The sequence below is a fragment of the Streptomyces sp. NBC_01198 genome (genome assembly GCF_036010485.1).
In the GTDB taxonomy this organism is placed as follows: domain Bacteria; phylum Actinomycetota; class Actinomycetes; order Streptomycetales; family Streptomycetaceae; genus Actinacidiphila.
In genome coordinates, this window is record NZ_CP108568.1 from 6,170,158 (window position 1) to 6,192,596 (window position 22,439).

13 protein-coding genes are annotated in these 22,439 nt (G+C 71.5%); 11 read left to right on the forward strand and 2 right to left on the reverse strand.

The features are described from left to right. Window positions 1–23: 23 nt before the first annotated feature. From OG702_RS27495 to OG702_RS27515, 5 genes are all read left to right on the forward strand, one after another. Window positions 24–839, forward strand: coding sequence for a DsbA family protein (locus OG702_RS27495; protein WP_327291627.1), 816 nt, complete (start codon window positions 24–26; stop codon window positions 837–839). 109 nt (window positions 840–948) lie between these two features. Next, window positions 949–1,995, forward strand: coding sequence for a prolipoprotein diacylglyceryl transferase (lgt, locus tag OG702_RS27500; RefSeq protein WP_327291628.1), 1,047 nt, complete (start codon window positions 949–951; stop codon window positions 1,993–1,995). Between the two features lie 114 nt (window positions 1,996–2,109). Beyond that, window positions 2,110–2,844, forward strand: a complete 735-nt coding sequence (locus OG702_RS27505; protein WP_327291629.1) for a VIT1/CCC1 transporter family protein — start codon at window positions 2,110–2,112, stop codon at window positions 2,842–2,844. Window positions 2,845–3,170: 326 nt separating this feature from the next. Further along, the gene (gene gltB, locus OG702_RS27510) at window positions 3,171–7,745 is read left to right on the forward strand and encodes a glutamate synthase large subunit (protein WP_327291630.1); all 4,575 of its coding nucleotides are present in this window, start codon (window positions 3,171–3,173) and stop codon (window positions 7,743–7,745) included. Beyond that, window positions 7,738–9,201 carry a glutamate synthase subunit beta gene (locus OG702_RS27515; protein WP_327291631.1) on the forward strand — a complete coding sequence of 488 codons (1,464 nt, stop codon included), beginning with the start codon at window positions 7,738–7,740 and terminating at the stop codon, window positions 9,199–9,201. Before gltB ends, OG702_RS27515 begins: the two co-directional genes overlap by 8 nt. Before the next feature lie 103 nt (window positions 9,202–9,304). Here OG702_RS27515 and OG702_RS27520 read toward each other — a convergent pair whose 3' ends face one another. Beyond that, a complete protein-coding gene (locus OG702_RS27520) occupies window positions 9,305–10,228 on the reverse strand; it encodes a hypothetical protein (protein WP_327291632.1) in 924 nt (307 codons plus the stop codon). An 83-nt stretch (window positions 10,229–10,311) separates the two neighbouring features. Between OG702_RS27520 and pepN the strand changes: the two genes are divergently transcribed. The 3 genes from pepN to OG702_RS27535 all read left to right on the forward strand — a co-directional run bounded on the left by pepN (window position 10,312) and on the right by OG702_RS27535 (window position 16,082). Then, window positions 10,312–12,801: an aminopeptidase N gene (gene pepN, locus OG702_RS27525; RefSeq protein ID WP_327291633.1), complete on the forward strand. Its 2,490-nt coding sequence runs from the start codon at window positions 10,312–10,314 to the stop codon at window positions 12,799–12,801. Between the two features lie 367 nt (window positions 12,802–13,168). Beyond that, window positions 13,169–14,563, forward strand: a complete 1,395-nt coding sequence (locus tag OG702_RS27530; RefSeq protein ID WP_327293396.1) for a pyridoxal phosphate-dependent decarboxylase family protein — start codon at window positions 13,169–13,171, stop codon at window positions 14,561–14,563. Between the two features lie 40 nt (window positions 14,564–14,603). Further along, on the forward strand, window positions 14,604–16,082 hold the full coding sequence (locus tag OG702_RS27535) for a lysine N(6)-hydroxylase/L-ornithine N(5)-oxygenase family protein (protein WP_327291634.1): 1,479 nt from the start codon (window positions 14,604–14,606) through the stop codon (window positions 16,080–16,082). Here the strand turns inward: OG702_RS27535 and OG702_RS27540 are convergent. After that, complete coding sequence (locus tag OG702_RS27540) at window positions 16,051–17,883, reverse strand: bifunctional metallophosphatase/5'-nucleotidase (RefSeq protein WP_327291635.1); 1,833 nt, start codon at window positions 17,881–17,883, stop codon at window positions 16,051–16,053. The genes OG702_RS27535 and OG702_RS27540 overlap by 32 nt on opposite strands. Window positions 17,884–18,150: 267 nt before the next feature. Between OG702_RS27540 and pyk the strand changes: the two genes are divergently transcribed. The 3 genes from pyk to OG702_RS27555 all read left to right on the forward strand — a co-directional run bounded on the left by pyk (window position 18,151) and on the right by OG702_RS27555 (window position 22,435). Continuing rightward, window positions 18,151–19,587, forward strand: a complete 1,437-nt coding sequence (pyk, locus tag OG702_RS27545; RefSeq protein ID WP_327291636.1) for a pyruvate kinase — start codon at window positions 18,151–18,153, stop codon at window positions 19,585–19,587. A gap of 509 nt (window positions 19,588–20,096) precedes the next feature. Next, complete coding sequence (locus tag OG702_RS27550; protein WP_327291637.1) at window positions 20,097–21,362, forward strand: branched-chain amino acid ABC transporter substrate-binding protein; 1,266 nt, start codon at window positions 20,097–20,099, stop codon at window positions 21,360–21,362. 143 nt (window positions 21,363–21,505) lie between these two features. Beyond that, window positions 21,506–22,435 (forward strand): branched-chain amino acid ABC transporter permease, encoded by a 930-nt coding sequence (locus OG702_RS27555; RefSeq protein WP_327291638.1) that lies wholly within the window; start codon window positions 21,506–21,508, stop codon window positions 22,433–22,435. The last annotated feature ends 4 nt before the right edge of the window (window positions 22,436–22,439 follow it).

Genomic DNA, 22,439 nt, shown 5'->3' on the forward strand with positions numbered 1-22,439 from the left:
CGCCTCCCACCGTTGCGCTGTGCGTGAGTGAACGCAACCGAGACGGAAAGCGCAGCGCCCGCGAGGCCCTGCAGGAACAGCGTGCCAGGGAGCAGGCCCGGGCCAGGCACAAGCGGACGCTGGTGGTGGCCGGCGCGGTGGTGGGCGTCCTCGCCGTGGGCGCCGTGATCGGCGTGGTGGTCGCCGACAACAACGACAGCACCGACAGCAGCGCCACCGGCACCCCGGCCGCGGCACCCACCGGCGCCGCCGGCAAGGACGACCTGGTGATCCCGGTGGGCGCGGCCGACGCGCCCTCGACGCTCACCATCTACGAGGACTTCCGCTGCCCGGCGTGCGACGCGTTCGAGAAGCAGTTCACCCCGACGATCCACACCCTGGAGGACAGCGGGCAGATCAGGACCGAATACCACCTGGTCACGCTGATCGACGGCAACCTGGGCGGCAGCGGCTCGCTGAACGCCGGCAATGCCGCCGCCTGTGCCCAGGACGCCGGGAAATTCCGCGCCTACCACGACGTCCTCTACAGCAACCAGCCCGACGAGCAGAACGACGAATTCTCCGACAAGAAGACCCTGCTCACCCTCGCCGGCAAGGTCCCCGGCCTGAAAACGGCCGCCTTCACCGCCTGTGTGAACAACGGCACCCACGACTCCTGGGTGAAGAAGTCCAACGCCGCCTTCGGCAATTCCGGCTTCAACGCGACACCGACGATCCTGCTGAACGGCAAGAGCATCTTCGGGCAGAATCCCGCGCTCACCCCGGACAGCCTCCAGCAGATGGTCAGCGCCGCGAACAAGGGCAAGCAGCCGGGGAAGGTCACCGCCACGCCGTCCTGACCGCCCCCGGGCACCGCCCGGGGGACGACGCTGCGCGCCCGGCCGTTACCCAGACGTAGCCGGGCGGGCTGCCGTGTACCCGTCCGGCACGGTAGCGTCGGACATTGCCATGGAACTCGCATTCATCCCCAGCCCCGCGCACGGCGTCATCCATCTCGGACCGATCCCGCTGCGCGGCTACGCGTTCTGCATCATCATCGGCGTCTTCGTTGCCGTCTGGTACGGCAACAAGCGCTGGATCGCCCGCGGCGGGCGGGCCGGCACGGTCGCCGACATCGCCGTGTGGGCGGTGCCGTTCGGCCTGGTCGGTGGCCGGCTCTACCACGTGATCACCGATTACGAGCTGTACTTCACCGACGGCAAGGACTGGGTCGACGCCTTCAAGGTGTGGCAGGGCGGACTCGGGATCTGGGGCGCCATCGCCATGGGCGCGCTGGGCGCCTGGATCGGCTGCCGCCGTCGCGGTATCGCGCTGCCGGCCTACGCCGACGCCATCGCGCCGGGCATCGCGTTCGCGCAGGCCATCGGCCGCTGGGGCAACTGGTTCAACCAGGAGCTGTACGGCGGCCCGACCACGCTGCCGTGGGGCCTGAAGATCGACGCCGCGCACCGGCCTGACAACACGCCGGACCTGGCCACGTACCACCCGACCTTCCTGTACGAGTCGCTGTGGTGCGTCGGGGTCGCGCTGCTGGTGATCTGGGCCGACCGCCGCTTCAAGCTCGGGCACGGGCGGGCCTTCGCGCTCTACGTCGCCGCCTACACGGTGGGCCGGGCCTGGATCGAGCACATGCGGGTCGACTACGCGCACCAGTTCCTCGGCATGCGTCTCAACGACTGGACAGCGATCCTCGTCTTCATCGGGGCCGTCACCTACCTGGTGCTCTCCGCCCGGCTGCGCCCCGGCCGCGAGGCGGTCGTGGAACCGGTGGCCGCCGGGGACGCGCCGATGGACGCCGACGAGGCCGGGGACACCCCGGCCGGCGCCGACGGGACACCGGCTGACCAGGCGGGCGAGCCCGCGGCGGACGCCCCGGCCGACTCCGCGGCGAAGGCGCCCGGTGATCCCGCGGAGCCGTCCGCGGACGCCGAGCAGGGCGACGGCGAGCCGTCCAAGGCCGGCGCCGGACCGGCCGGCGGACCGGTCACCCCCTAGTTTCCGCAGGTCAGGTCAGCCTTTCCTTGCTGGCGGGCACTCGCGTCCGCAGGTACGGTCGAACCCGTTTCCGAAGGACGCGGCCACCGGGCCGCGCGGGGGAGGGTGAACCGTATGACAAGCGCCGCCGTCGAGAAGGCCGCCGCCACGCCGTACCACGTCCCCCACCATGTGCACCGGGACGTGACCGGCGGGTGGCTGCGGCCCGCGGTCTTCGGGGCCATGGACGGCCTGGTCTCCAACCTCGCGCTGATGACCGGGGTGGCCGGCGGCGACGTGAGCTCCCGCACCCTGGTGGTCACCGGCCTCGCGGGACTGGCCGCCGGCGCCTTCTCCATGGCGGCCGGCGAGTACACCTCGGTGGCCTCGCAGCGCGAGCTGGTGCAGGCCGAGCTGGACATCGAGCGGATCGAGCTGGACCGGCACCCCGAGGACGAGCTGCGCGAGCTGGCCGCGCTCTACGTGGCGCGCGGGGTGGAGCCCCGGCTGGCGCACGAGGTGGCCAGGCAGCTGTCCGCCGACCCGGAGCAGGCGCTGGAGATCCACGCCCGCGAGGAGCTGGGCGTCGACCCGACCGACCTGCCCTCGCCGCTGCTCGCGGCGGGCTCGTCCTTCGTGTCCTTCGCGCTGGGCGCCCTGCTGCCGGTGCTGCCGTACCTGCTGGGCGCCGACGTGCTGTGGCCGGCGGTACTGCTGGCGCTGGCCGGACTGTTCGGCTGCGGGGCCGCGGTGGCGCGGGTGACCGCGCGGTCCTGGTGGTTCGGCGGACTGCGGCAGCTGGCCTTGGGCGCGGCGGCCGGCGGAGTTACTTTTGTACTGGGCGCGCTCATCGGCACCGCCACAGGCTGAGCCGGCACCCCACAGCAAGCAGACAGTCACCAAGCCTCGTGTTTCCCTGCCGTTTCAGCCGCCACCGCACGGGGCATCACTCGGTAACGCACCGGCGGAGCCGCCAGGGCACGCGCCGGAATCGTCGGTCAACACCCGGTCAGACGCTGGCCTGAATTGGCTGCTCCACCCCCCTGGTTCGTCCACATGCTGGAATTGAGTATCCGCTTCTCGAACACTCGGCCATCATGTAACCTGCACGAAATCGCAGAGGGCCAACGTCGTCCCTGTTGCTCATGCCTGGAAACAGGCAATGCATACAAGCCAAAGACGACGACGGGAGAGCCATGCGTTCGCGTTCCGCGTTCATGGACGGGCGCCCCGCCCCGCAGGGGATGTACGACCCCCGCAACGAGCACGACGCCTGCGGTGTCGGCTTCGTGGCCACCCTCACCGGCGAGGCGAGCCATGCCCTGGTGGAGCAGGCCCTCACCGTCCTGCGCAACCTGGAGCACCGCGGGGCCACCGGCGCCGAACCCGACTCGGGCGACGGCGCGGGCATGCTGCTCCAGGTCCCTGACGCGTTCCTGCGTGACACCGTCGGCTTCGAGCTGCCCGCCGCCGGGCACTACGCCGTCGGACTGGCCTTCCTGCCCGTCGAGACCGAGGACCGCACCAAGGCCGTCGACGCCATCGAGCGGATCGCCGCCGAGGAGGGCCTGACCGTCCTGGGCTGGCGCGAGGTCCCGATCGCCCCCGAGCTGCTGGGCTCCACCGCCCGCTCGACCATGCCGTACTTCTCCCAGCTCTTCGTGGCCGGCGGCGCCCCCCTGGCCGCGGGGGCCGGGGACGACGCGAGGGCGCTGTCCGGCATCGACCTGGACCGGCCCGCCTTCGTGCTGCGCAAGCGCGCCGAACGCGAGGCCGACGTCTACTTCCCGTCGCTGTCCGCCCGCACCCTGGTCTACAAGGGCATGCTCACCACCGGGCAGCTGGAGCCGTTCTTCCCCGACCTGTCGGACCGCCGCTTCGCCACCGCCATCGCGCTGGTGCACTCGCGTTTCTCCACGAACACCTTCCCGAGCTGGCCGCTCGCACACCCCTATCGTTTCGTCGCGCACAACGGCGAGATCAACACCGTCAAGGGCAACCGCAACTGGATGCGGGCCCGGGAGTCGCAGCTGGCCAGCGACCTGTTCTCCGGTGACATCGAGCGGATCTTCCCGGTCTGCAGCCCCGAGGCGTCCGACACCGCGTCCTTCGACGAGGTGCTGGAACTGCTGCACCTGGGCGGCCGCTCGCTGCCGCACAGCGTGCTGATGATGATCCCCGAGGCGTGGGAGAACCACGAGTCCATGGACCCCGCCAGGCGGGCGTTCTACCAGTACCACTCCACGCTGATGGAGCCCTGGGACGGCCCGGCCTGCGTCACCTTCTCCGACGGCTCCCTCGTCGGCGCGGTCCTCGACCGCAACGGTCTGCGCCCGGGCCGCTACTGGGTCACCGACGACGGCCTGGTGGTGCTGGCCTCCGAGTCCGGCGTGCTGGACATCGCCCCGCAGAAGGTCGTCCGCAAGGGCCGGCTGCAGCCCGGCCGGATGTTCCTGGTCGACACCGTCTCGCACCGGATCGTCGAGGACGACGAGATCAAGGCCGGGATCGCGGCCGAGAACCCCTACGCCGACTGGCTCGAAGCCGGTCTGATCGACCTCGCCGACCTGCCCGAGCGCGAGCACATCGTGCACACCCACGCCTCGGTCACCCGGCGCCAGCAGACCTTCGGCTACACCGAGGAGGAGCTGCGGGTCCTCCTCGCCCCGATGGCCAGGACCGGCGGCGAACCGCTCGGCTCGATGGGCACCGACTCGCCGATCGCCGCGCTGTCCGACCGCCCCCGGCTGCTGTTCGACTACTTCACCCAGCTGTTCGCGCAGGTCACCAACCCGCCGCTGGACGCGATCCGCGAAGAGCTCGTCACCTCGCTGATCTCCACCATCGGCCCGTCGGGCAACCTGCTGGAGCCCAACCCGGCCTCCTGTCGCAACATCACCCTGCCCTTCCCGGTGATCGACAACGACGAGCTGGCCAAGCTGATCCACGTCAACGCCGACGGCGACATGCCCGGCATGAAGGCCGCCACCCTCTCCGGCCTGTACCGGGTCACCGGCGGCGGCGAGGCGCTCGCCGCCCGGCTGGCCGAGATCTGCGCCGAGGCCGACGCCGCCATAGAGGACGGCGCCCGGCTGATCGTGCTGTCCGACCGGCACTCCGACGCCGAGCACGCCCCGATCCCCTCGCTGCTGCTCACCTCAGCGGTGCACCACCACCTGATCCGTACCAAGCAGCGCACCCAGGTCGGCGTGCTGGTCGAGGCCGGCGACGTCCGCGAGGTGCACCATGTGGCGCTGCTGATCGGCTACGGAGCCGCGGCCGTCAACCCCTACCTGGCCATGGAGTCCGTCGAGGACCTGGCCGTGGCCGGCACCTTCCTCGGCGGAATAGAGGCCGAGGCGGCGCTGCGCAACCTGATCAAGGCGCTCGGCAAGGGCGTGCTCAAGGTCATGTCCAAGATGGGCATCTCCACCGTGGCCTCCTACCGCGGCGCCCAGGTCTTCGAGGCCATCGGCCTCGAAGCCGAGTTCGTGGACACCTACTTCCACCTCACCGACACCAAGATCGGCGGGGTCGGCATCGACGTCATCGCCGCCGAGGTCGCCGCCCGGCATGCCAAGGCCTACCCGGTCTCCGGCATCCAGGCCGCGCACCGCCGGCTGGAGATCGGCGGCGAGTACCAGTGGCGGCGCGAGGGCGAGCCGCACCTGTTCGACCCGGACACCGTCTTCCGGCTCCAGCACGCCACCCGCACCCGCCGCTACGACATCTTCAAGCAGTACACCGAGCGGGTGAACGAGCAGTCGGAGCGGCTGATGACGCTGCGCGGCCTGTTCGGCCTGAAGTCCGAGCGCGAGCCCATCGCCATCGACGAGGTCGAGCCGGTCAGCGAGATCGTCAAGCGGTTCTCCACCGGCGCCATGTCGTACGGCTCGATCTCCCGCGAGGCGCACGAGACGCTGGCCATCGCCATGAACCAGCTCGGCGGCAAGTCCAACACCGGCGAGGGCGGCGAGGACGCCGAGCGGCTGTACGACCCGGCCCGGCGCAGCGCCGTCAAGCAGGTCGCCTCCGGCCGCTTCGGCGTCACCTCCGAATACCTGGTCAACGCCGACGACATCCAGATCAAGATGGCCCAGGGCGCCAAGCCCGGCGAGGGCGGCCAGCTGCCCGGCCACAAGGTCTACCCGTGGATCGCCGGCACCCGGTACTCCACCGCCGGCGTCGGCCTGATCTCCCCGCCGCCGCACCACGACATCTACTCCATCGAGGACCTCGCCCAGCTCATCCACGACCTGAAGAACGCCAACCCCAAGGCGCGGGTCCACGTCAAGCTGGTCTCCGAGGTCGGCGTCGGCACCGTCGCGGCCGGCGTCAGCAAGGCGCACGCCGACGTCGTCCTGATCTCCGGGCACGACGGCGGCACCGGCGCCTCCCCGCTGACCTCGCTCAAGCACGCCGGCGGCCCCTGGGAGCTCGGCCTGGCCGAGACCCAGCAGACGCTGCTGCTCAACGGGCTGCGCGACCGTATCGTCGTGCAGACCGACGGCCAGCTCAAGACCGGCCGCGACGTGGTGATCGCCGCGCTGCTCGGCGCCGAGGAGTTCGGCTTCGCCACCGCGCCGCTGGTGGTCTCCGGCTGCGTCATGATGCGGGTGTGCCACCTGGACACCTGTCCGGTCGGCGTCGCCACCCAGAACCCGGTGCTGCGCGACCGCTTCACCGGCAAGCCCGAATTCGTGGTGAACTTCTTCGAGTTCATCGCCGAGGAGGTCAGGGAGATCCTGGCCGAGCTGGGCTTCCGCAGCATCGAGGAGGCCGTCGGCCACGCCGGCGTCATCGACGCCGCCCGCGCCGTCGACCACTGGAAGGCGCAGGGCCTGGACCTGGCCCCGCTGCTGCACGTCCCCGACCTGCCCGAGGGCGCGGCGCTGCACCGCACCACCGAGCAGGACCACGGCCTGGCCAAGGCCCTGGACAACGAGCTGATCCGGCTCGCCGCCGACGCCCTGGACAGCGGCGCCCCGGTCCGCGCCCAGGTGCCGATCCGCAACGTCAACCGCACCGTCGGCACCATGCTCGGCCACGCGGTCACCAAGAAGTACGGCGGCGCGGGGCTCCCCGAGGGCACCATCGACATCACCTTCACCGGTTCCGCGGGCCAGTCCTTCGGGGCGTTCCTGCCCGCGGGCATCACCCTGCGGCTCGAAGGCGACGCCAACGACTACGTCGGCAAGGGCCTGTCCGGCGGCCGGGTCGTCGTCCGCCCCGACCGCGGCGCCGACCACCTCGCCGAATACTCCACCATCGCGGGCAACACCATCGCCTACGGTGCCACCGGCGGCGAGCTGTTCCTGCGCGGCAGGACCGGCGAGCGCTTCTGCGTGCGCAACTCCGGCGCCACCGTCGTCGCGGAAGGCGTCGGCGACCACGGTTGCGAGTACATGACCGGCGGCCGCGCCGTCGTCCTCGGCGCCACCGGGCGCAACTTCGCAGCCGGCATGTCCGGCGGCATCGCCTACGTCCTCGACCTGGACCCGGCCGCCGTCAACCCCGGCATGGTCGGGGTCGAGGCGCTCGACGCCGACGACATCACGTGGCTGCACGATGTGGTGCGCCGTCACGCCGAGGAGACCGGCTCCACCGTCGCCGAGCGGCTGCTCGCCGACTGGGGCGCCGCCCTCACCCGCTTCGGCAAGGTCATGCCGAGGGACTACAAGGCAGTGCTCGCCGCCAAGAACGCCGCCGAGCAGGCCGGACTCTCCGAGTCCGAGACCACCGCGAAGATGATGGAGGCGGCGAATGGCTGACCCCAAGGGCTTCCTCACCACCGGCCGCGAGACCGCCCCGACGCGCCCGGTCGAGGAGCGCAGGCAGGACTGGAACGAGGTCTACGTCCCCGGCGGGCTGCTGCCGATCATCAGCAAGCAGGCCGGCCGCTGCATGGACTGCGGCATCCCGTTCTGCCACAACGGCTGTCCGCTGGGGAACCTGATCCCCGAGTGGAACGACTACGCCTACCGCGAGGACTGGCAGGCCGCCTCCGAGCGGCTGCACGCCACCAACAACTTCCCGGAGTTCACCGGGCGGCTGTGCCCGGCGCCCTGCGAGTCCGCGTGCGTGCTCGGCATCAACCAGCCCGCCGTCACCATCAAGAACGTCGAAGTCACCATCATCGACAAGGCGTGGGACGCCGGCGACGTCACCCCGCAGCCGCCCGAGCGGCTGTCCGGCAAGACCGTCGCGGTCATCGGCTCGGGCCCCGCGGGCCTGGCCGCCGCCCAGCAGCTCACCCGGGCCGGGCACACCGTCGCGGTCTACGAGCGGGCCGACCGGATCGGCGGGCTGCTGCGCTACGGCATCCCCGAGTTCAAGATGGAGAAGCGGCACATCAACCGGCGCATCGAGCAGATGCGCGCGGAGGGCACCAAGTTCCGCACCGGCGTGCAGATCGGCACCGACCTGGACGCCGGCAAGCTCGCCAAGCGGTACGACGCCGTCGTCATCGCGGCCGGCGCGACCGTCTCCCGCGACCTGCCGGCCCCCGGCAGGGAGCTGAACGGCATCCACTTCGCGATGGAGTACCTGCCGCTGGCCAACAAGGTACAGGAGGGCGACTTCGTGGCGCCCCCCATCACCGCCGAGGGCAAGCACGTCGTCGTCATCGGCGGCGGCGACACCGGGGCGGACTGCGTCGGCACCGCCCACCGGCAGGGCGCCCGCTCGGTCACCCAGCTGGAGATCATGCCGCGCCCCGCGGACGAGCGCACGGTCGGCCAGCCCTGGCCGACGATGCCGGCCGTCTACAAGGTCACCTCGGCGCACGAGGAGGGCGGCGAGCGGGTCTACGCCGTCAACACCGTGAAGTTCACCGGCGACGAGGACGGCAACGTCCGCGAGCTGCACCTGGTCGAGGTCGTCTTCCAGGACGGCCGCTTCGTGCCGCAGGAGGGCACCGAGCGGGTCATCCCGGCCGAACTGGTCACCCTCGCCATGGGCTTCACCGGCACCGACCAGTCCAACGGCCTGGTCGAGCAGCTCGGCCTCGCCCTGGACGCCCGCGGCAACATCGCCCGCGACCGCTCCTACGCCACGAACGTCGACGGCGTCTTCGTCGCCGGCGACGCCGGCCGCGGCCAGTCGCTCATCGTGTGGGCCATCGCCGAAGGCCGCTCGGCGGCCAAGGCCGTCGACGCGTACCTCACCGGCCTCCCGTCCGCCCTGCACGCCCCGATCCGCCCCACGGACCGGCCGCTGACCGTCTGACGGCCCCCCGAATGTCCCGCACAACGGCGTGCGGAACGCCAGCAGCGCCCGCCTCCCCGACCGAAGGCGGGCGCTGTGCCGTCGGCGCCCACCGGGGGCGGCGTCAGGTGTCGACGTCGAGTTCGGTGTGGCACAGCGCGCAACGGGCCCGCAGGCGCCCGCGGCAGGGGAGCCGGATGCGCTGGAAGCACGTGGGGCACGGGAAGGCGACCCGTACCGTCGGGCCCGCGGCCTCGAAGGAGTAGTCGGGCCCCGCCGCCAGCGCCTTGCGGTCCTTGGCGTAACGGCGCCGGGCCGCCCAGCCCGCCGCGGCCAGCGGCGCGCGGCGCAGGTCGTGCTCGGCGCGGGCCAGGCCCTCCCGGTAGGCGTCACGCGCCTGCGCGCTGCGGAACCACGGCTCCACGTCGTCGCCGAAGGCCCGCGCCCGCTTGGCCAGCACGTAGCCGAACTCCTCCGGCGTCAGATAGCCCAGCTTGTACGCCGACATCATCAGCCGCTCGCCGCGGATCGCGGCCTCCTCGCGGTAGGCGTCGAGCAGCAGCCAGCCCGCGCCCAGATACGTCGTCACCGTGTCGGTCAGGATCTCGTTGTCCCGGGTGCCGGGGAACTCCAGGCCGAGCCGGTGCAGATAGACGTGCGTCACCTCGTGCGCCAGCGCCGCGCCCACGTCGCGCCTGTCGGTCCTGAACCGCGAGTGCAGCTCGATGAAGTATTCGGGGCCCGCGGCCAGTTCGACGTTCCCCGCGTGCACCATGTCGCGGAAGCCGACGACCATACGGGCGTCAGGCAGCCGGAAGTGCTGCACCATCACCCGGGCGACCCGCTGCGCGCCCAGATACAGGTCCTCGTCGGGCGGGAAGTCCACCAGTTCCGGGTGCACGCTGCTCGGGAAGCGCTGCACCCCGTCGCCGGACAGCCTGCGGTACAGCGCGGTGAGCGCCGCCCGTACCGTGTCGAGGTGCGGGAAACCGTGCACGATGGCCCCGCCTCCCGCGGTCGACGCCCCCGGCTCCGCGTACTCGGCCATGACCACCTCCCCGTGACGGACGAGCCTACGCGCCGCCGTGGGCGCCTGTCCCCGGTGGCACGGCTTGCGGCAGCATGTGCGGCATGCCTGTTCTGACCCACGCGGAGGCCGAGACCCGTGCCCGCGACCTCACCGTTCACCACTACGCGCTCGACCTCGACCTGACCGGAGGTGACGAGGCGTTCGGCTCGACGACCGTGATCCGGTTCCTGGCCCTGCGCGACTGCGACACCTTCGCCGAGATCCGGCCCGCCGCCCTGCGCCGCGTCGTACTCGACGGCCGCGAGCTCGACCCCGGCCTGCTGTCCGACAACCGGATCGCGCTGGCCGGCCTGGCCGCGGGCGAGCACGAGCTGCGCGTCGAGGCGGACATGTCCTACTCCCGCACCGGCGAGGGCATGCACCGCTTCACCGACCCCGAGGACGGTGAGGCGTACGTCTACTCCCAGCTGTTCATGAACGACATGCAGCGCGTCGCCGCGTCCTTCGACCAGCCCGACCTCAAGGCCGTCTTCGACGTCAGCGTCAGCGCCCCGCGGGAGTGGACCGTCCTCGGCAACGGCATCGCCACCAGGACCGCGCCCGGCCGCTGGCAGCTGGCCACCACCCCGCCGCTGGCCACCTACTTCGTCGCCGTCGCCGCGGGCCCCTGGCACTCGGTGCGCACCGAGCACGCCGGCCTGCCGTTCGGCCTGCACTGCCGCCGCTCGATGGCCCGCCACCTCGACCACGACGCCCCGGCGATCCTCGGCATCACCCGGCGCTGCTACGACCGCTACCACGAGCTGTTCGGCGAGGCGTACCCCTACGACTCCTACGACCAGGCCTTCGTCCCGGAGTTCAACGCCGGGGCGATGGAGAACCCGGGTCTTGTCACCTTCCGGGAGGACTTCGTGCACCGCTCGGCCGTCACCCCGGTCGAGGCCCAGTTCCGCGGGGTGGTCATCGCGCACGAGATGGCGCACATGTGGTTCGGCAACCTCGTCACGCTGCGCTGGTGGGACGACATCTGGCTGAACGAGTCCTTCGCCGAGTACATGGGCTGCCAGGTGCTCTCCGAGGCCACCGGATTCACCGGTACCTGGACGGACTTCGCGATCGCCCGCAAGGCCTGGGGCTACGACGCCGACCAGCGCCCCTCCACCCACCCCGTCGCCCCCGACCCGGAAGCGGTGCCGGACACCGCGTCCGCGATGAACAACTTCGACGGCATCTCCTACGCCAAGGGCGCCTCCGCGCTGCGCCAGCTCGTCGCCTGGCTCGGGCCCAAGGCCTTCACCGCCGGGCTCAACACGCACTTCGCCCGGCACCGCTTCGGCAACGCCGCGCTCGCCGACTTCCTCGACTCCCTCGGCTCCGCCACCGACCGCGACGTCCCCGGCTGGGCTGCGGCCTGGCTGCGCACCTCGGGCCTGGACACGCTGACCCCCGCGGTGGGGCCCGGCGGGCCCGAGGGCGGCTGGCGGCTGGAGATCGACCACCGCGGGCAGCGCCCGCACCGGATCGAGGTCGGGCTCTACGACCGGGCCGTCACCGCCCCCGGCACGCTCGTGCTGCGCGACCGGCTCACCGTCGACATCGCCGCCGACTCGGTCGCCGAACACCACGAACTGGCCGGGCCGCGGCCCGACGTGATCCTGCTCAACGACGGCGACCTGACCTTCGCCAAGGTCCGCTTCGACCCGCACTCCTGGGCGACACTGCGCGACACCCTCGGCGGGCTGCCCGACCCGCTCGGCCGGGCAGTGGTCTGGAACGCGGCACGCGACCTCGTACGCGACGGGGCCATCGCCCCGGCCGAATATCTGGCGCTGACCGCCGCACACCTGCCGGGGGAGGCCGAGCCCGGCATCGTCGACGCCGTCCTCACCTTCGCCCGCGGGCCGCTCGCCGACCAGTACCTCGACCCGGCGCTGCGCCCCGACGCGCTGCGCACCCTCGCGGAGGTCGCCCGCGCACTGCTCGCCGCCGGCCTCGACGGCACCCGGCTCAGCGCCACCCGCACGCTGGTCGACGCGGCGCTCGACGCCGGGGAGCTGCGCGGCTGGTACGACGGCGGGGAGATCCCCGGGGGCCCGCCCCTGGACCCCGAGCTGCGCTGGCGGATGCTGCTGCGGCTCGCGGTACTCGGCGCGGCCGGCCGCGCCGACATCGACGCGGAGCTCGCACGCGACCCCAGCGCCGTCGGGCGCGAGGGCGCGGCCAGGTGCCGGGCCGCGCTGCCGGACGCCGCGGCCAAGGCTGCCGCGTGGGAGGCGATGTTCCACGACGACTCGCAGTCGAACTACCTCTTCACGGCCAACGCGCAGGGTTTCTGGCACCCCGAGCACGTCGCGCTCACCGCGGAGTACGTCGAGCGGTACTTCCCCGAGGTGGTGCCGCTTGCGGCCCGCCGCGGCACCGCGATCGCGGAGGCGGCCGGGCGCACGGCCTTCCCGGCGACGGCGGTCTCCACCACCACCCTCGCCCTCGGCCACGCCTGCCTCTCCACCCCCTCCATCACCCCAGCCCTCCACCGCGCCCTGACCGACCGCCTGGACGACCTCTCCCGCACGCTGCGCATCCGCGCGTAGTTTTTTTCCGGGGCCGCGCTGATCGCCCCTTGCGGTGGCGGCTTGCCTGCGCCCCGGCGGGTGGCTTGTCGCGCAGTTCCCCGCGCCCCTGGGGGTGCCCTCCGCACGGAGGGTGAGCGTTTTCCAGGGGCGCGAGGAACTGCCCGCGCAACCACGGCGCTGGGAAAGCTGCGCCGCCACCGCAAGTGGCAGCCCCCTCAGAGGCGCGCGGAATGGCGCGCTCAGCCACGACGGCGGGGAAACGGCGAACGCCACCGCAAGTGGCACCCACCCCCCAACTCCCCGGGGAAATGGGGCGTGCCCGCCATGGGGAGTGGGTCGTTGTGCTGGGGGAGGGAAAAGAACACGTGGAGGACGGTTGAAGGAGATGCCCGGCCTGGCGGGTGGCCGGCAAGGCCCGGCGGAACTGCGACCCCTGGTCGACACCGTGCTGACCGCCCTGGAGGAGGGCGCCGCCGCCCGGGGCGGCCCGATGCCGGCGGGCGGGCCGAAGGAGACCGCGCGCCGGGTGGCCGGCGCCGTGGGCCGGCCCCTGCCAGGCATGGGCACCGGCGCCCACGAGGCTTTGCACACGCTGGTGCGCGAGATGGCCCGGGGGGCCGCCGACCCGGCGGACCCCTACTGCGCCGCCCACCTGCACTGCCCGCCCCTCGCCCTGGCCGCGGCAGCGGAGTTGGCCGCGGCCTCGCTCAATCCGTCGCTGGACTCCTGGGACCAGGCACCGGCCGCCACCGAGATCGAGGCGCGGGCCGCCGCCGCGCTGGCGGCGGTCGTCTATCCCGACCTGCCGGCCCCCGACGCGCTGATGACGACCGGCGGGACGGAGTCCAACCAGCTCGCCCTGCTGCTGGCGCGGGAGCGGGCGGCCGGCGGACCCCGCGTGCAGGTGGTGTGCGGGGCGAATGCGCACCACAGCGTGCAGCGCGCCGCCTGGCTGCTCGGCCTGCCGAGCCCCGTCGTCGTGGACACCCCCAGCGGTGTGCTCGACCCCGCGGACGTGGACGCCGCGCTGGACGAACTGCCGGGCCGCGCCATGCTCGTGGCGACCGCGGGCACCACGGACACCGGCGCGATCGACCCGCTGCCGCAGCTGGCGCAGACCGCGGCCAGGCACGGCGCCGAGCTGCACGTGGACGCGGCCTACGGCGGCCCGCTGCTGTTCAGCCGGCACGAGGCCGGCAAGCTCGACGGGCTGCAGTCGGCCGTCTCCGTCACCCTCGACCTGCACAAGCTCGGCTGGCAGCCGGTCGCGGCCGGCCTGCTCGCCGTACCGGACGGCGCCGCCCTGCGCCCGCTGGGCCATCAGGCGGACTATCTGAACGCCACCGACGACACCGAGGCGGGCCTGCCCGACCTGCTGGGCCGCTCGCTGCGCACCACCCGCCGCCCCGACGTGCTGAAGATCGCCGTCACCATGCGGGCGCTGGGCCGCGAAGGCCTCGGCGCCCTGGTGGACACCGTCTGCGGGCACGCGCAGGAGCTGGCCGCCGCCGTCGACCGGCACCCGGCGCTCGACCTGCACGGGCAGCCGGTGATCAGCACCGTGCTCTTCCGTCCGGCGGGCGCCGACGACGAGCAGGTGGCGGCGCTGCGCCGGGAGCTGATGTACGAGGGGCGGGCGGTGCTCGGCCGCGCGGCGGCGGGCGGCCGGCTGTGGCTCAAGGCGACCCTGCTCAACCCGCACATCCGCCAGCAGGACCTGGACGCCCTGCTCCGGCTGGTGACCGACGCGCAGGCCAGGCAGACCCAGGCGGCACCGTGACGCGCCCGGCGCCGTACCCGACCAGGAAGGTTCAGCACCGATGAACGCCCCGACCGCACCGGAGAACGAACCGGAGAAGGACAAGGAGGCCGGCCAGGCCCAGGAAGCCGGCCAGGACGAAGCCCAAGCCCAGGACCAGGAGCCCTTCGACCTGCTGGGCGTCGGCATCGGCCCGTTCAACCTGTCGCTGGCCGCGCTCGCCGACGCCGTGCCGGGTCTGACCGCGGCCTTCTACGACCAGCGGCAGGACTTCCACTGGCACCCCGGGCTGCTGGTCGACGGCGCCACCTTGCAGGTGCCCTTCCTCGCCGACCTGGTGACGCTCGCCGACCCGGCCAGCCGCTGGTCGTTCCTGAACTTCCTCAAGACCCGCGAACGGCTCTTCCCGTTCTACTTCGCCGAGCGCTTCCACGTGCACCGGGCCGAATACGACGCCTACTGCCGCTGGGTCGCCGAGGCGCTGCCGTCCACGCACTTCGGGCAGCAGGTCGACACGGTCCGCTGGGACGCCGCACGCGCCCGCTTCGAGGTCGACCACACCCAGCTCGACCTGCACGGCGAGGCCGAGGCCCTGGGCCGCACCTACGCCAGGCATCTGGTGCTGGGCATCGGCACGGCGCCCTACGTGCCCGAGCCGCTGCGGCCGCTGGCGGAGGCGCCGACCGTACCCGTGGTGCACTCCGCCGACTACCTGCCGCAGCGCGAGCGGCTGCTGGCCGCCGAGCACATCACCGTGATCGGCTCCGGGCAGTCCGGCGCCGAGGTCTTCCTGGACCTGCTGCGGTCCCGGCCCGCGGGCCGGGAGGCGATCACCTGGCTGGCGCGCACCCCGGCCTTCGCGCCGATGGAGTACAGCAGGCTCGGCCTGGAACACTTCACGCCCGACTACACCCGCTACTTCCACGGCCTGCCCGAGCAGGTGCGCGACCGGCTGGTGCCGCAGCAGTGGCAGCTGCACAAGGGCATCGACACCGAGACCATCACCGCCATCCACGACGAGCTCTACCGCCGCACCCTGGACGGCGGCTGGCCCGACGCGGTGCTGACCCCCGGCGTGACAGTGCGCACCGCCGGCCGGATCGGCACCACCGGCGTCGAACTGCATCTGGAGCACGCCGACCAGGGCACCCGCACCCGCCTGGTGACCAGCGCGGTGGTGCTCGCCACCGGCTACCGCGAGCGACCGCTCGACCAGCTGCTCGCCCCGCTGCACCCGTACATGCTGCGGGACTCGGCGGGCCGGCCGCGGATCGACGCGCGGCACCGGCTGGAGCTCGACCGGCGGATCACCGGCCGGGTCTACGTCCAGAACGCCGAACGCCACACCCACGGCGTCGGCGCCCCGGACCTGGGCCTGGCCGCCTGGCGGTCCGCCGTCGTGCTGAACGACCTGACGGGGCTGCTGACCGGCGCGGAGCACTATCCGCTGCCGGCCAGGACCGCCTTCACCACCTTCGGTCTTGACGGCGCCGCCGCCTGCGACGTGCCTACGAGAACAGCGGCACTCCGGCGCGGGTGAGCCGCCACTGGTCGCCGCCGAAGGCCGACGGGTCGATCGTGCCGTGCGCCTGCACCCAGGCGATGATCGTGTTGCGGATCTCGTCGGAGCTGGACCACACCTGCTGGGCGGCGGCCACGTGCGGGTAGTTGCTGCCGCCGCTTGAGCGGTAGTTGTTCACCGCGAGCACGAACTGCGCGGCCGGGTCGATCGGCGCGCCGCCCGCGGTGAGGTTCACGATCCGCGAGCCGGCCGGCTGCGCGATGTCGATGTCGTACGACACGCCGCTGAGTACGTCGTAGCTGAAGTCGGGGGTGTTGTCGGCGTTGGTGATCTTCGTGACGTCGACCGGGGCGTCCGGCGCGGTCTGCACGTAGTACGCCGCCGACCACTCCAGGTAGTCCTTGACCTGGGCGCCGGTCAGCAGCTTGGCCTCCAGGGTGTTCTCGTAGACGTAGAGCCCGGCCACGTCCCGCAGCGAGACCTGGCCGGCGGGGATCGCGGCGGTCCGCGAGAAGGGCGACGCCTCGGACAGCACCGGCAGCCCGGCGTAGGCGGTGCCGGCCAGCGCCGCCTTCACCGTGTCGGACTGCACCAGGTTGAGGAAGTCGATGATCGGGGTGTCCTTGTACGTGGACTCCGCCGCGGACATCGCGACCGTGCAGGTGCCGACGACCTGGTTGACGTAGTCCACGACCTTCTGGTGCTCCTCGCGCACCAGCTTGGCGACGTGCGGGTCCTCGGCGACGGTGTTGGCGTTGCGCACCTCGGCGGTGACCGAGGAGACGTGCCAGCGGCCGCGGTCGAAGGTCAGGTCGATGTCGAAGACCGACAGCCGCATGCCCCACATCAGCGGCTCTGACAGCACCACGGTCTTGCCGGTCTGCTCGTTGACGACCAGGGTCTGCGGGCGCTCCACGTGGGTGTGGCCGACCAGGATCGCGTCGATGCCCGGCACCTGTGCGGCGACCAGCGACGAGGCGTTCTCCGGGTAGGGCACCGCGTCGCCGTAGCTGGTGGAGCCGTCCAGGCCGGAGTGGTCGGTGCAGATCACCACGTCGCAGCCGAGCGCGCGCAGCTTGGGCACGTAGATCTTCGCCTGCTCGACCAGGCCGGGGAAGGACATCTTGCCCTGCACGTTGGCCTTGTCCCAGATGGCGATGCCGGGGTTGGTCAGGCCGAGGATGCCGACCTTCACCGGCCGGCCGCCGTGCACCGCGATCTCCTTGACCAGGTAGGGCGGGAAGGCGGGCTTGAGGGTGGTGGCGTCCACCGCGTTGGCGGCGAGCAGCGGGAAGTCGCACTGGTCCTGGAAGGCGCGCAGCAGCGGGATGCCGTAGTTGAACTCGTGGTTGCCGAGTGCGGCGGCGTCGTACTTCATGTGGTTCATGGCCAGCGCCATCGGGTGCCGCGGGCCGCGCCGGGCGCCGGTGATCGGCTCCACCCGGGCGTAGTAGTAGGACAGCTGGGTGCCCTGGATGATGTCGCCGGCGTCGATCAGCAGCGTGCGGTCGTGGCCCTTCTCGGCGCGGGCCTGCTCCACCAGGGTGGCGACCTTGGCCAGGCCGACGTCGTTGTGGGTGGCGTCGTCGTACTCGGCGTTGGTGAAGTAGTCCCAGTTCAGCGCGTGGCCGTGCAGGTCGGTCGTGCCCAGCACCCGCAGGCTGAAGGTCCGCTCCGGCCGGCCGTGGCCGTGCCCGTGGCCCTGCTCGGCGGCCTGCGCGGGACCGGCCGCGGCGACCGCGCCCGCGGTGCCCGCCAGCGCCACGCCGGCGCCGGTGGCGGCCGAGCGGTTGATGAAGTCCCTGCGGTTGAGCGGCATCTCGTCTCCTTGACGTCACGGGCGTGCTGAGGGCACAACGCGCGTAGATTCTGGACCAGGCAGGTGCTCGCGCAACAGACCCCACAGGTTAACGACGGCCGTCCGCCGCCTCCCCGGCCACCCGGAACACCGCCGGCGCCCGCCGGAACGCTCATCCGAGCGGACACGCGCCACTTCGAGAGTTGTCAACAACCGTTAACCCAGTCGTCGTTGGGCAGTTGCATCCAGTGGTCATGGCTACCAACGAGTAAGTCATACGCTCGACACATGCGCCGAGCGAAAATTGTCTGCACCCTGGGGCCCGCCACCGACTCCTACGACCAGATCAAGGCACTGGTCGAGGCCGGGATGGACGTGGCACGGCTCAACCTGAGCCACGGAAGCTACGCCGAGCACGAGGACCGCTACCGACGGGTGCGCAAGGCGTCCGACGAGACCGGCCGCAGCGTCGGCATCCTGGTGGACCTTCAGGGCCCGAAGATCAGGCTCGGCCGTTTCGCCGAAGGGCCGGTACTGCTTGAACGCGGTGACGAGTTCACCATCACCACCGACGACATCGAGGGTGACCAGCAGATCTGCGGCACCACCTACAAGGGGCTGCCCGCGGACGTGGCGCGCGGGGAGCGCATCCTGGTCGACGACGGCCGGGTCACCCTGGAGGTCACCGACGTCGACGGGGCCCGGGTGCACACCATGTGCATCGAGGGGGGCATGGTCTCCGACAACAAGGGGCTGAACCTGCCGGGCGTGGCGGTGTCGGTGCCCGCGCTGTCCGAGAAGGACATCCGCGACCTGCGCTGGGGCCTGCGCACCGGCGCCGACGTCATCGCGCTGTCCTTCGTCCGCTCCGGGCGGGACGTCGAGGACGTGCTGCGGATCATGGCCGAGGAGAACCGGCGGGTCCCGGTGATCGCCAAGATCGAGAAGCCGCAGGCGGTCGACAACCTCGAAGACATCGTGGACGCCTTCGACGGCATCATGGTCGCCCGCGGTGACCTCGGCGTCGAGATGCCGCTGGAGGCGGTCCCGCTGGTGCAGAAGCGGGCGGTCAAGCTCGCCAAGCGCAACGCCAAGCCGGTGATCGTCGCCACCCAGATGCTGGAGTCGATGATCGACAACTCCCGCCCCACCCGCGCCGAGGCCAGCGACGTGGCCAACGCGGTGATGGACGGCACCGACGCGGTGATGCTCTCCGGCGAGACCAGCGTCGGCAAGTACCCGATCGAGACGGTCAAGACCATGTCGCGGATCGTGGTCGCCGCCGAGGAGGACATGCTGACCGCCGGGCTGCCGCCGCTCACCGACCTCAACAAGCCGCGCACCCAGGGCGGCGCGGTCGCCAGGGCCGCCGCCGAGATGGGCGACTTCCTCGGCGCCCGCTTCCTGGTCGCCTTCACCCAGTCCGGCGACACCGTCCGCCGGCTGTCCCGCTACCGCTCGCCGATCCCGGTGCTGGCCTTCACCCCGGAGCCGGCCACCCGCTCGCAGCTGAACCTCACCTGGGGCGTGGAGACCTTCCTCGGCCCCACGGTGCAGACCACCGACGAGATGGTGCAGCAGGTGGACGAGGAGCTGCTGCGGATCGGCCGCTGCAAGAAGGGCGACGTCGTCGTCATCACCGCCGGGTCGCCGCCGGGAATGCCCGGCACCACCAATATGGTCCGGGTCCACCACATCGGCGAGGACGACGCGCCGAAGGCGTAATGCGTCACTGCGGTGTTGGTCCTGACATCATCGCGCCCCCGACGGCACCCGCCGCCGGGGGCGCGGCCTTTCCTGAGCCGTGGAAAATGTCTTTCGACCGTAATTAACGCTGCGTAACACGCGCGCAATAGGGGAATCGCGGTCCCGGTCGTGCGCGCTCCGTGCCCGGGGCGCCCGCCGGTATTCCCTGCCGCCCCGATCCGCCGGGTTCCGCCGGGATCGACCGGTTGACCGGCGACAAGTCGGCTACGCGGCACCGGAAGTGCGGGTTCTCAGCATCCGGACGGGGGAGCAATGTACCCAAAAGCCGTGCGCAGTCTCAAGAGAAGCTCAAGAGTTTCCGTTTGGCATAACAAGACAGTCACACTCTTCCCCGCACCTCTGCCTCACTCCCCGAACCGGGCTTAGAGTCACGGCCAGTCACCGCGCCACCGGATTTGTCAGTTCGGGTTCCAGCGCACGACTCGGCCGCTCATCAGAGACGGCCGCGCCAGGGGAAAGGACTGACCGTGCGACACCGTTCCTTGCTGATTCTGACCACCGTACTCACCACAGGGGCCCTTACCCTCACCGCTTGCGGTTCGCGCAGCGACGACGACAAGGGTGGTAGTTCCGGCGGTTCGGGCAGTGCCACCAGTGCCAAGAACAACGTCACCGTGGTGATCGGCGTCGACGCACCCCTGACCGGCCCGAACTCGGCCACCGGCCTGGGGCTGCAGTTCGGCGCCCAGATCGCGGCCGACGACGCCAACGCCAAGAACCTCGTGCCCGGCGTGACCTTCAAGATCCAGGCGAAGGACGACAAGGCGCAGCCGGCCACCGGCCAGCAGAACGCCACCGCCTTCACCTCGGACAACAGCATCATCGCCGCGGTCGGCCCGCTGAACTCCGGCGTCGCCCAGTCGATGCAGCAGGTGTTCGCCAGCGCCAACATGGTGGAGATCTCGCCGGCCAACACCAACCCGGCGCTGACCCAGGGCAAGGACTGGGCGACCGGCAAGAAGACCCGGCCGTTCCCGACCTACTTCCGCACCGCCACCACCGACGCCAACCAGGGCGGCTTCGCGGGCGACTACGCCTTCAACACGATCAAGAAGACGAACGCCTTCGTCGTGGACGACAAGCAGACCTACGGCGCCGGCCTCGCGGCCATCTTCAAGCAGAAGTTCAGCAGCCTCGGCGGCAAGATCGCCGGCACCGACCATGTCAACACCGGTGACAACGACTACTCCACCCTGGTCACCAAGATCAAGAACTCGCACGCCGACCTGGTCTACTACGGCGGCCAGTACGACGAGTCCGAGCTGATCACCAAGCAGCTGAAGGCAGCCGGCGTCAAGATCCCGCTGATGGGCGGCGACGGCATGTACTCCGACACCTACATCAAGACCGCCGGTGCCGCCGCGGAAGGCGACCTGGTCACCTCGGTCGGCGTCCCCGTCACCACGCTGAAGACGGCCACCGACTTCATCAACACCTACAAGGCCAAGCACTACGCCGGTGACTACGGCACCTACGGCGGCTACACCTACGACGCCACCACCGCGATCATCAAGGCCGTCAAGGTCGTCATGGACGCCAACGGCGGCAAGCTGCCGGCCATCCCCGACGCCCGCAAGTCGCTGATCGACGCCGTGCAGAAGACCGACTTCGACGGCGTGGCCGGCCACGTGTCCTTCGACGAGTTCGGTGACACCACCAACAAGCAGCTGACCGTGTACCAGGTCAAGGGCGGCAAGTGGGTCGCCGTCAAGTCCGGCACCTACAGCGGCTGACCTCACCGCACCACCCGGTGCCGCGCGGCCGGAGACCTCCGGCCGCGCGGCCCTTCGATCCCCACCCGCGTGTCCCCCCGGGGGTGCGCCGCACCACCGTCCCCGCTCTCCCCACCTGCTCCCAGCGACATGGAGGCCATGCGGTGCACACCCTGCCGCAACAGCTGGCCAACGGGCTGTTCATCGGCTCGATGTACGGGCTCATCGCCATCGGCTACACGATGGTGTACGGCATCGTCCAGCTCATCAACTTCGCCCACGGCGAGATCTACATGACCGGCGCCTTCGGCGCCCTCGCGGTCTACACGAACCTCCCGGACGGCATGTCCATCTGGGCCGCCCTGCCCCTCATGCTGGCCGGCGGCGCCATCGTGTCCGTGCTGATCGCCGTGGGCGCCGAGCGACTCGCGTACCGCCCGCTGCGGCACGCGCCACGGCTGGCCCCGCTGATCACCGCCATCGGCCTCTCGCTCGCCCTGCAGCAGGCAGTCTTCCTGTGGTATCCGAACGCCACCAGCGGCAAGAGCTTCCCGCAACTGCCCGGCGGCCCCTTCCACGTCGGATCCGTCGACATCCAGAGCGGTGACATCTTCCTGGTCGTCGCCGCCGTGGTCTGCATGGCGGCACTCGCCGCCTTCGTCCGCACCTCGCGCACCGGCCGCGCCATGCAGGCCACCGCGCAGGACCCGGACACCGCGCAGCTCATGGGCATCGACACCAACCGCATCATCGTGATCGCCTTCGCCATCGGCGGCTTCTTCGCCGCCGTCGCCGGCCTCGCCTCCGGCCTCAAATACGGCCAGATCAAGTACGACATCGGCTTCCAGGCCGGCCTGAAGGCCTTCACCGCCGCCGTGCTCGGCGGCATCGGCAACATCTACGGCGCCATGCTCGGCGGCCTCGTCCTCGGCATCGCCGAATCCTGCGCCTCCGCGTACATCTCCGACATCCCCGGCATGGAACAGCTCGGCGGCGGCAGCTGGAACACCGTGTGGGCCTTCGTGCTGCTCATCGTCGTCCTGCTGGTACGGCCCCAGGGCCTGCTGGGCGAGCGCGTCGCGGACAGGGCGTGATGGC

What these genes read in the sequence shown, in the direction of transcription:
- OG702_RS27505 (WP_327291629.1), top strand. Translation starts at nt 2,110, where the DNA reads ATGACAAGCGCCGCCGTCGAGAAGGCCGCCGCCACGCCGTACCACGTC.
- gltB (WP_327291630.1), top strand. Translation starts at nt 3,171, where the DNA reads ATGCGTTCGCGTTCCGCGTTCATGGACGGGCGCCCCGCCCCGCAGGGG.
- OG702_RS27520 (WP_327291632.1), bottom strand. Translation starts at nt 10,228, where the DNA reads ATGGCCGAGTACGCGGAGCCGGGGGCGTCGACCGCGGGAGGCGGGGCC.
- OG702_RS27535 (WP_327291634.1), top strand. Translation starts at nt 14,604, where the DNA reads ATGAACGCCCCGACCGCACCGGAGAACGAACCGGAGAAGGACAAGGAG.
- lgt (WP_327291628.1), top strand. Translation starts at nt 949, where the DNA reads ATGGAACTCGCATTCATCCCCAGCCCCGCGCACGGCGTCATCCATCTC.
- OG702_RS27530 (WP_327293396.1), top strand. Translation starts at nt 13,169, where the DNA reads ATGCCCGGCCTGGCGGGTGGCCGGCAAGGCCCGGCGGAACTGCGACCC.
- pepN (WP_327291633.1), top strand. Translation starts at nt 10,312, where the DNA reads ATGCCTGTTCTGACCCACGCGGAGGCCGAGACCCGTGCCCGCGACCTC.
- OG702_RS27515 (WP_327291631.1), top strand. Translation starts at nt 7,738, where the DNA reads ATGGCTGACCCCAAGGGCTTCCTCACCACCGGCCGCGAGACCGCCCCG.
- OG702_RS27540 (WP_327291635.1), bottom strand. Translation starts at nt 17,883, where the DNA reads ATGCCGCTCAACCGCAGGGACTTCATCAACCGCTCGGCCGCCACCGGC.
- pyk (WP_327291636.1), top strand. Translation starts at nt 18,151, where the DNA reads ATGCGCCGAGCGAAAATTGTCTGCACCCTGGGGCCCGCCACCGACTCC.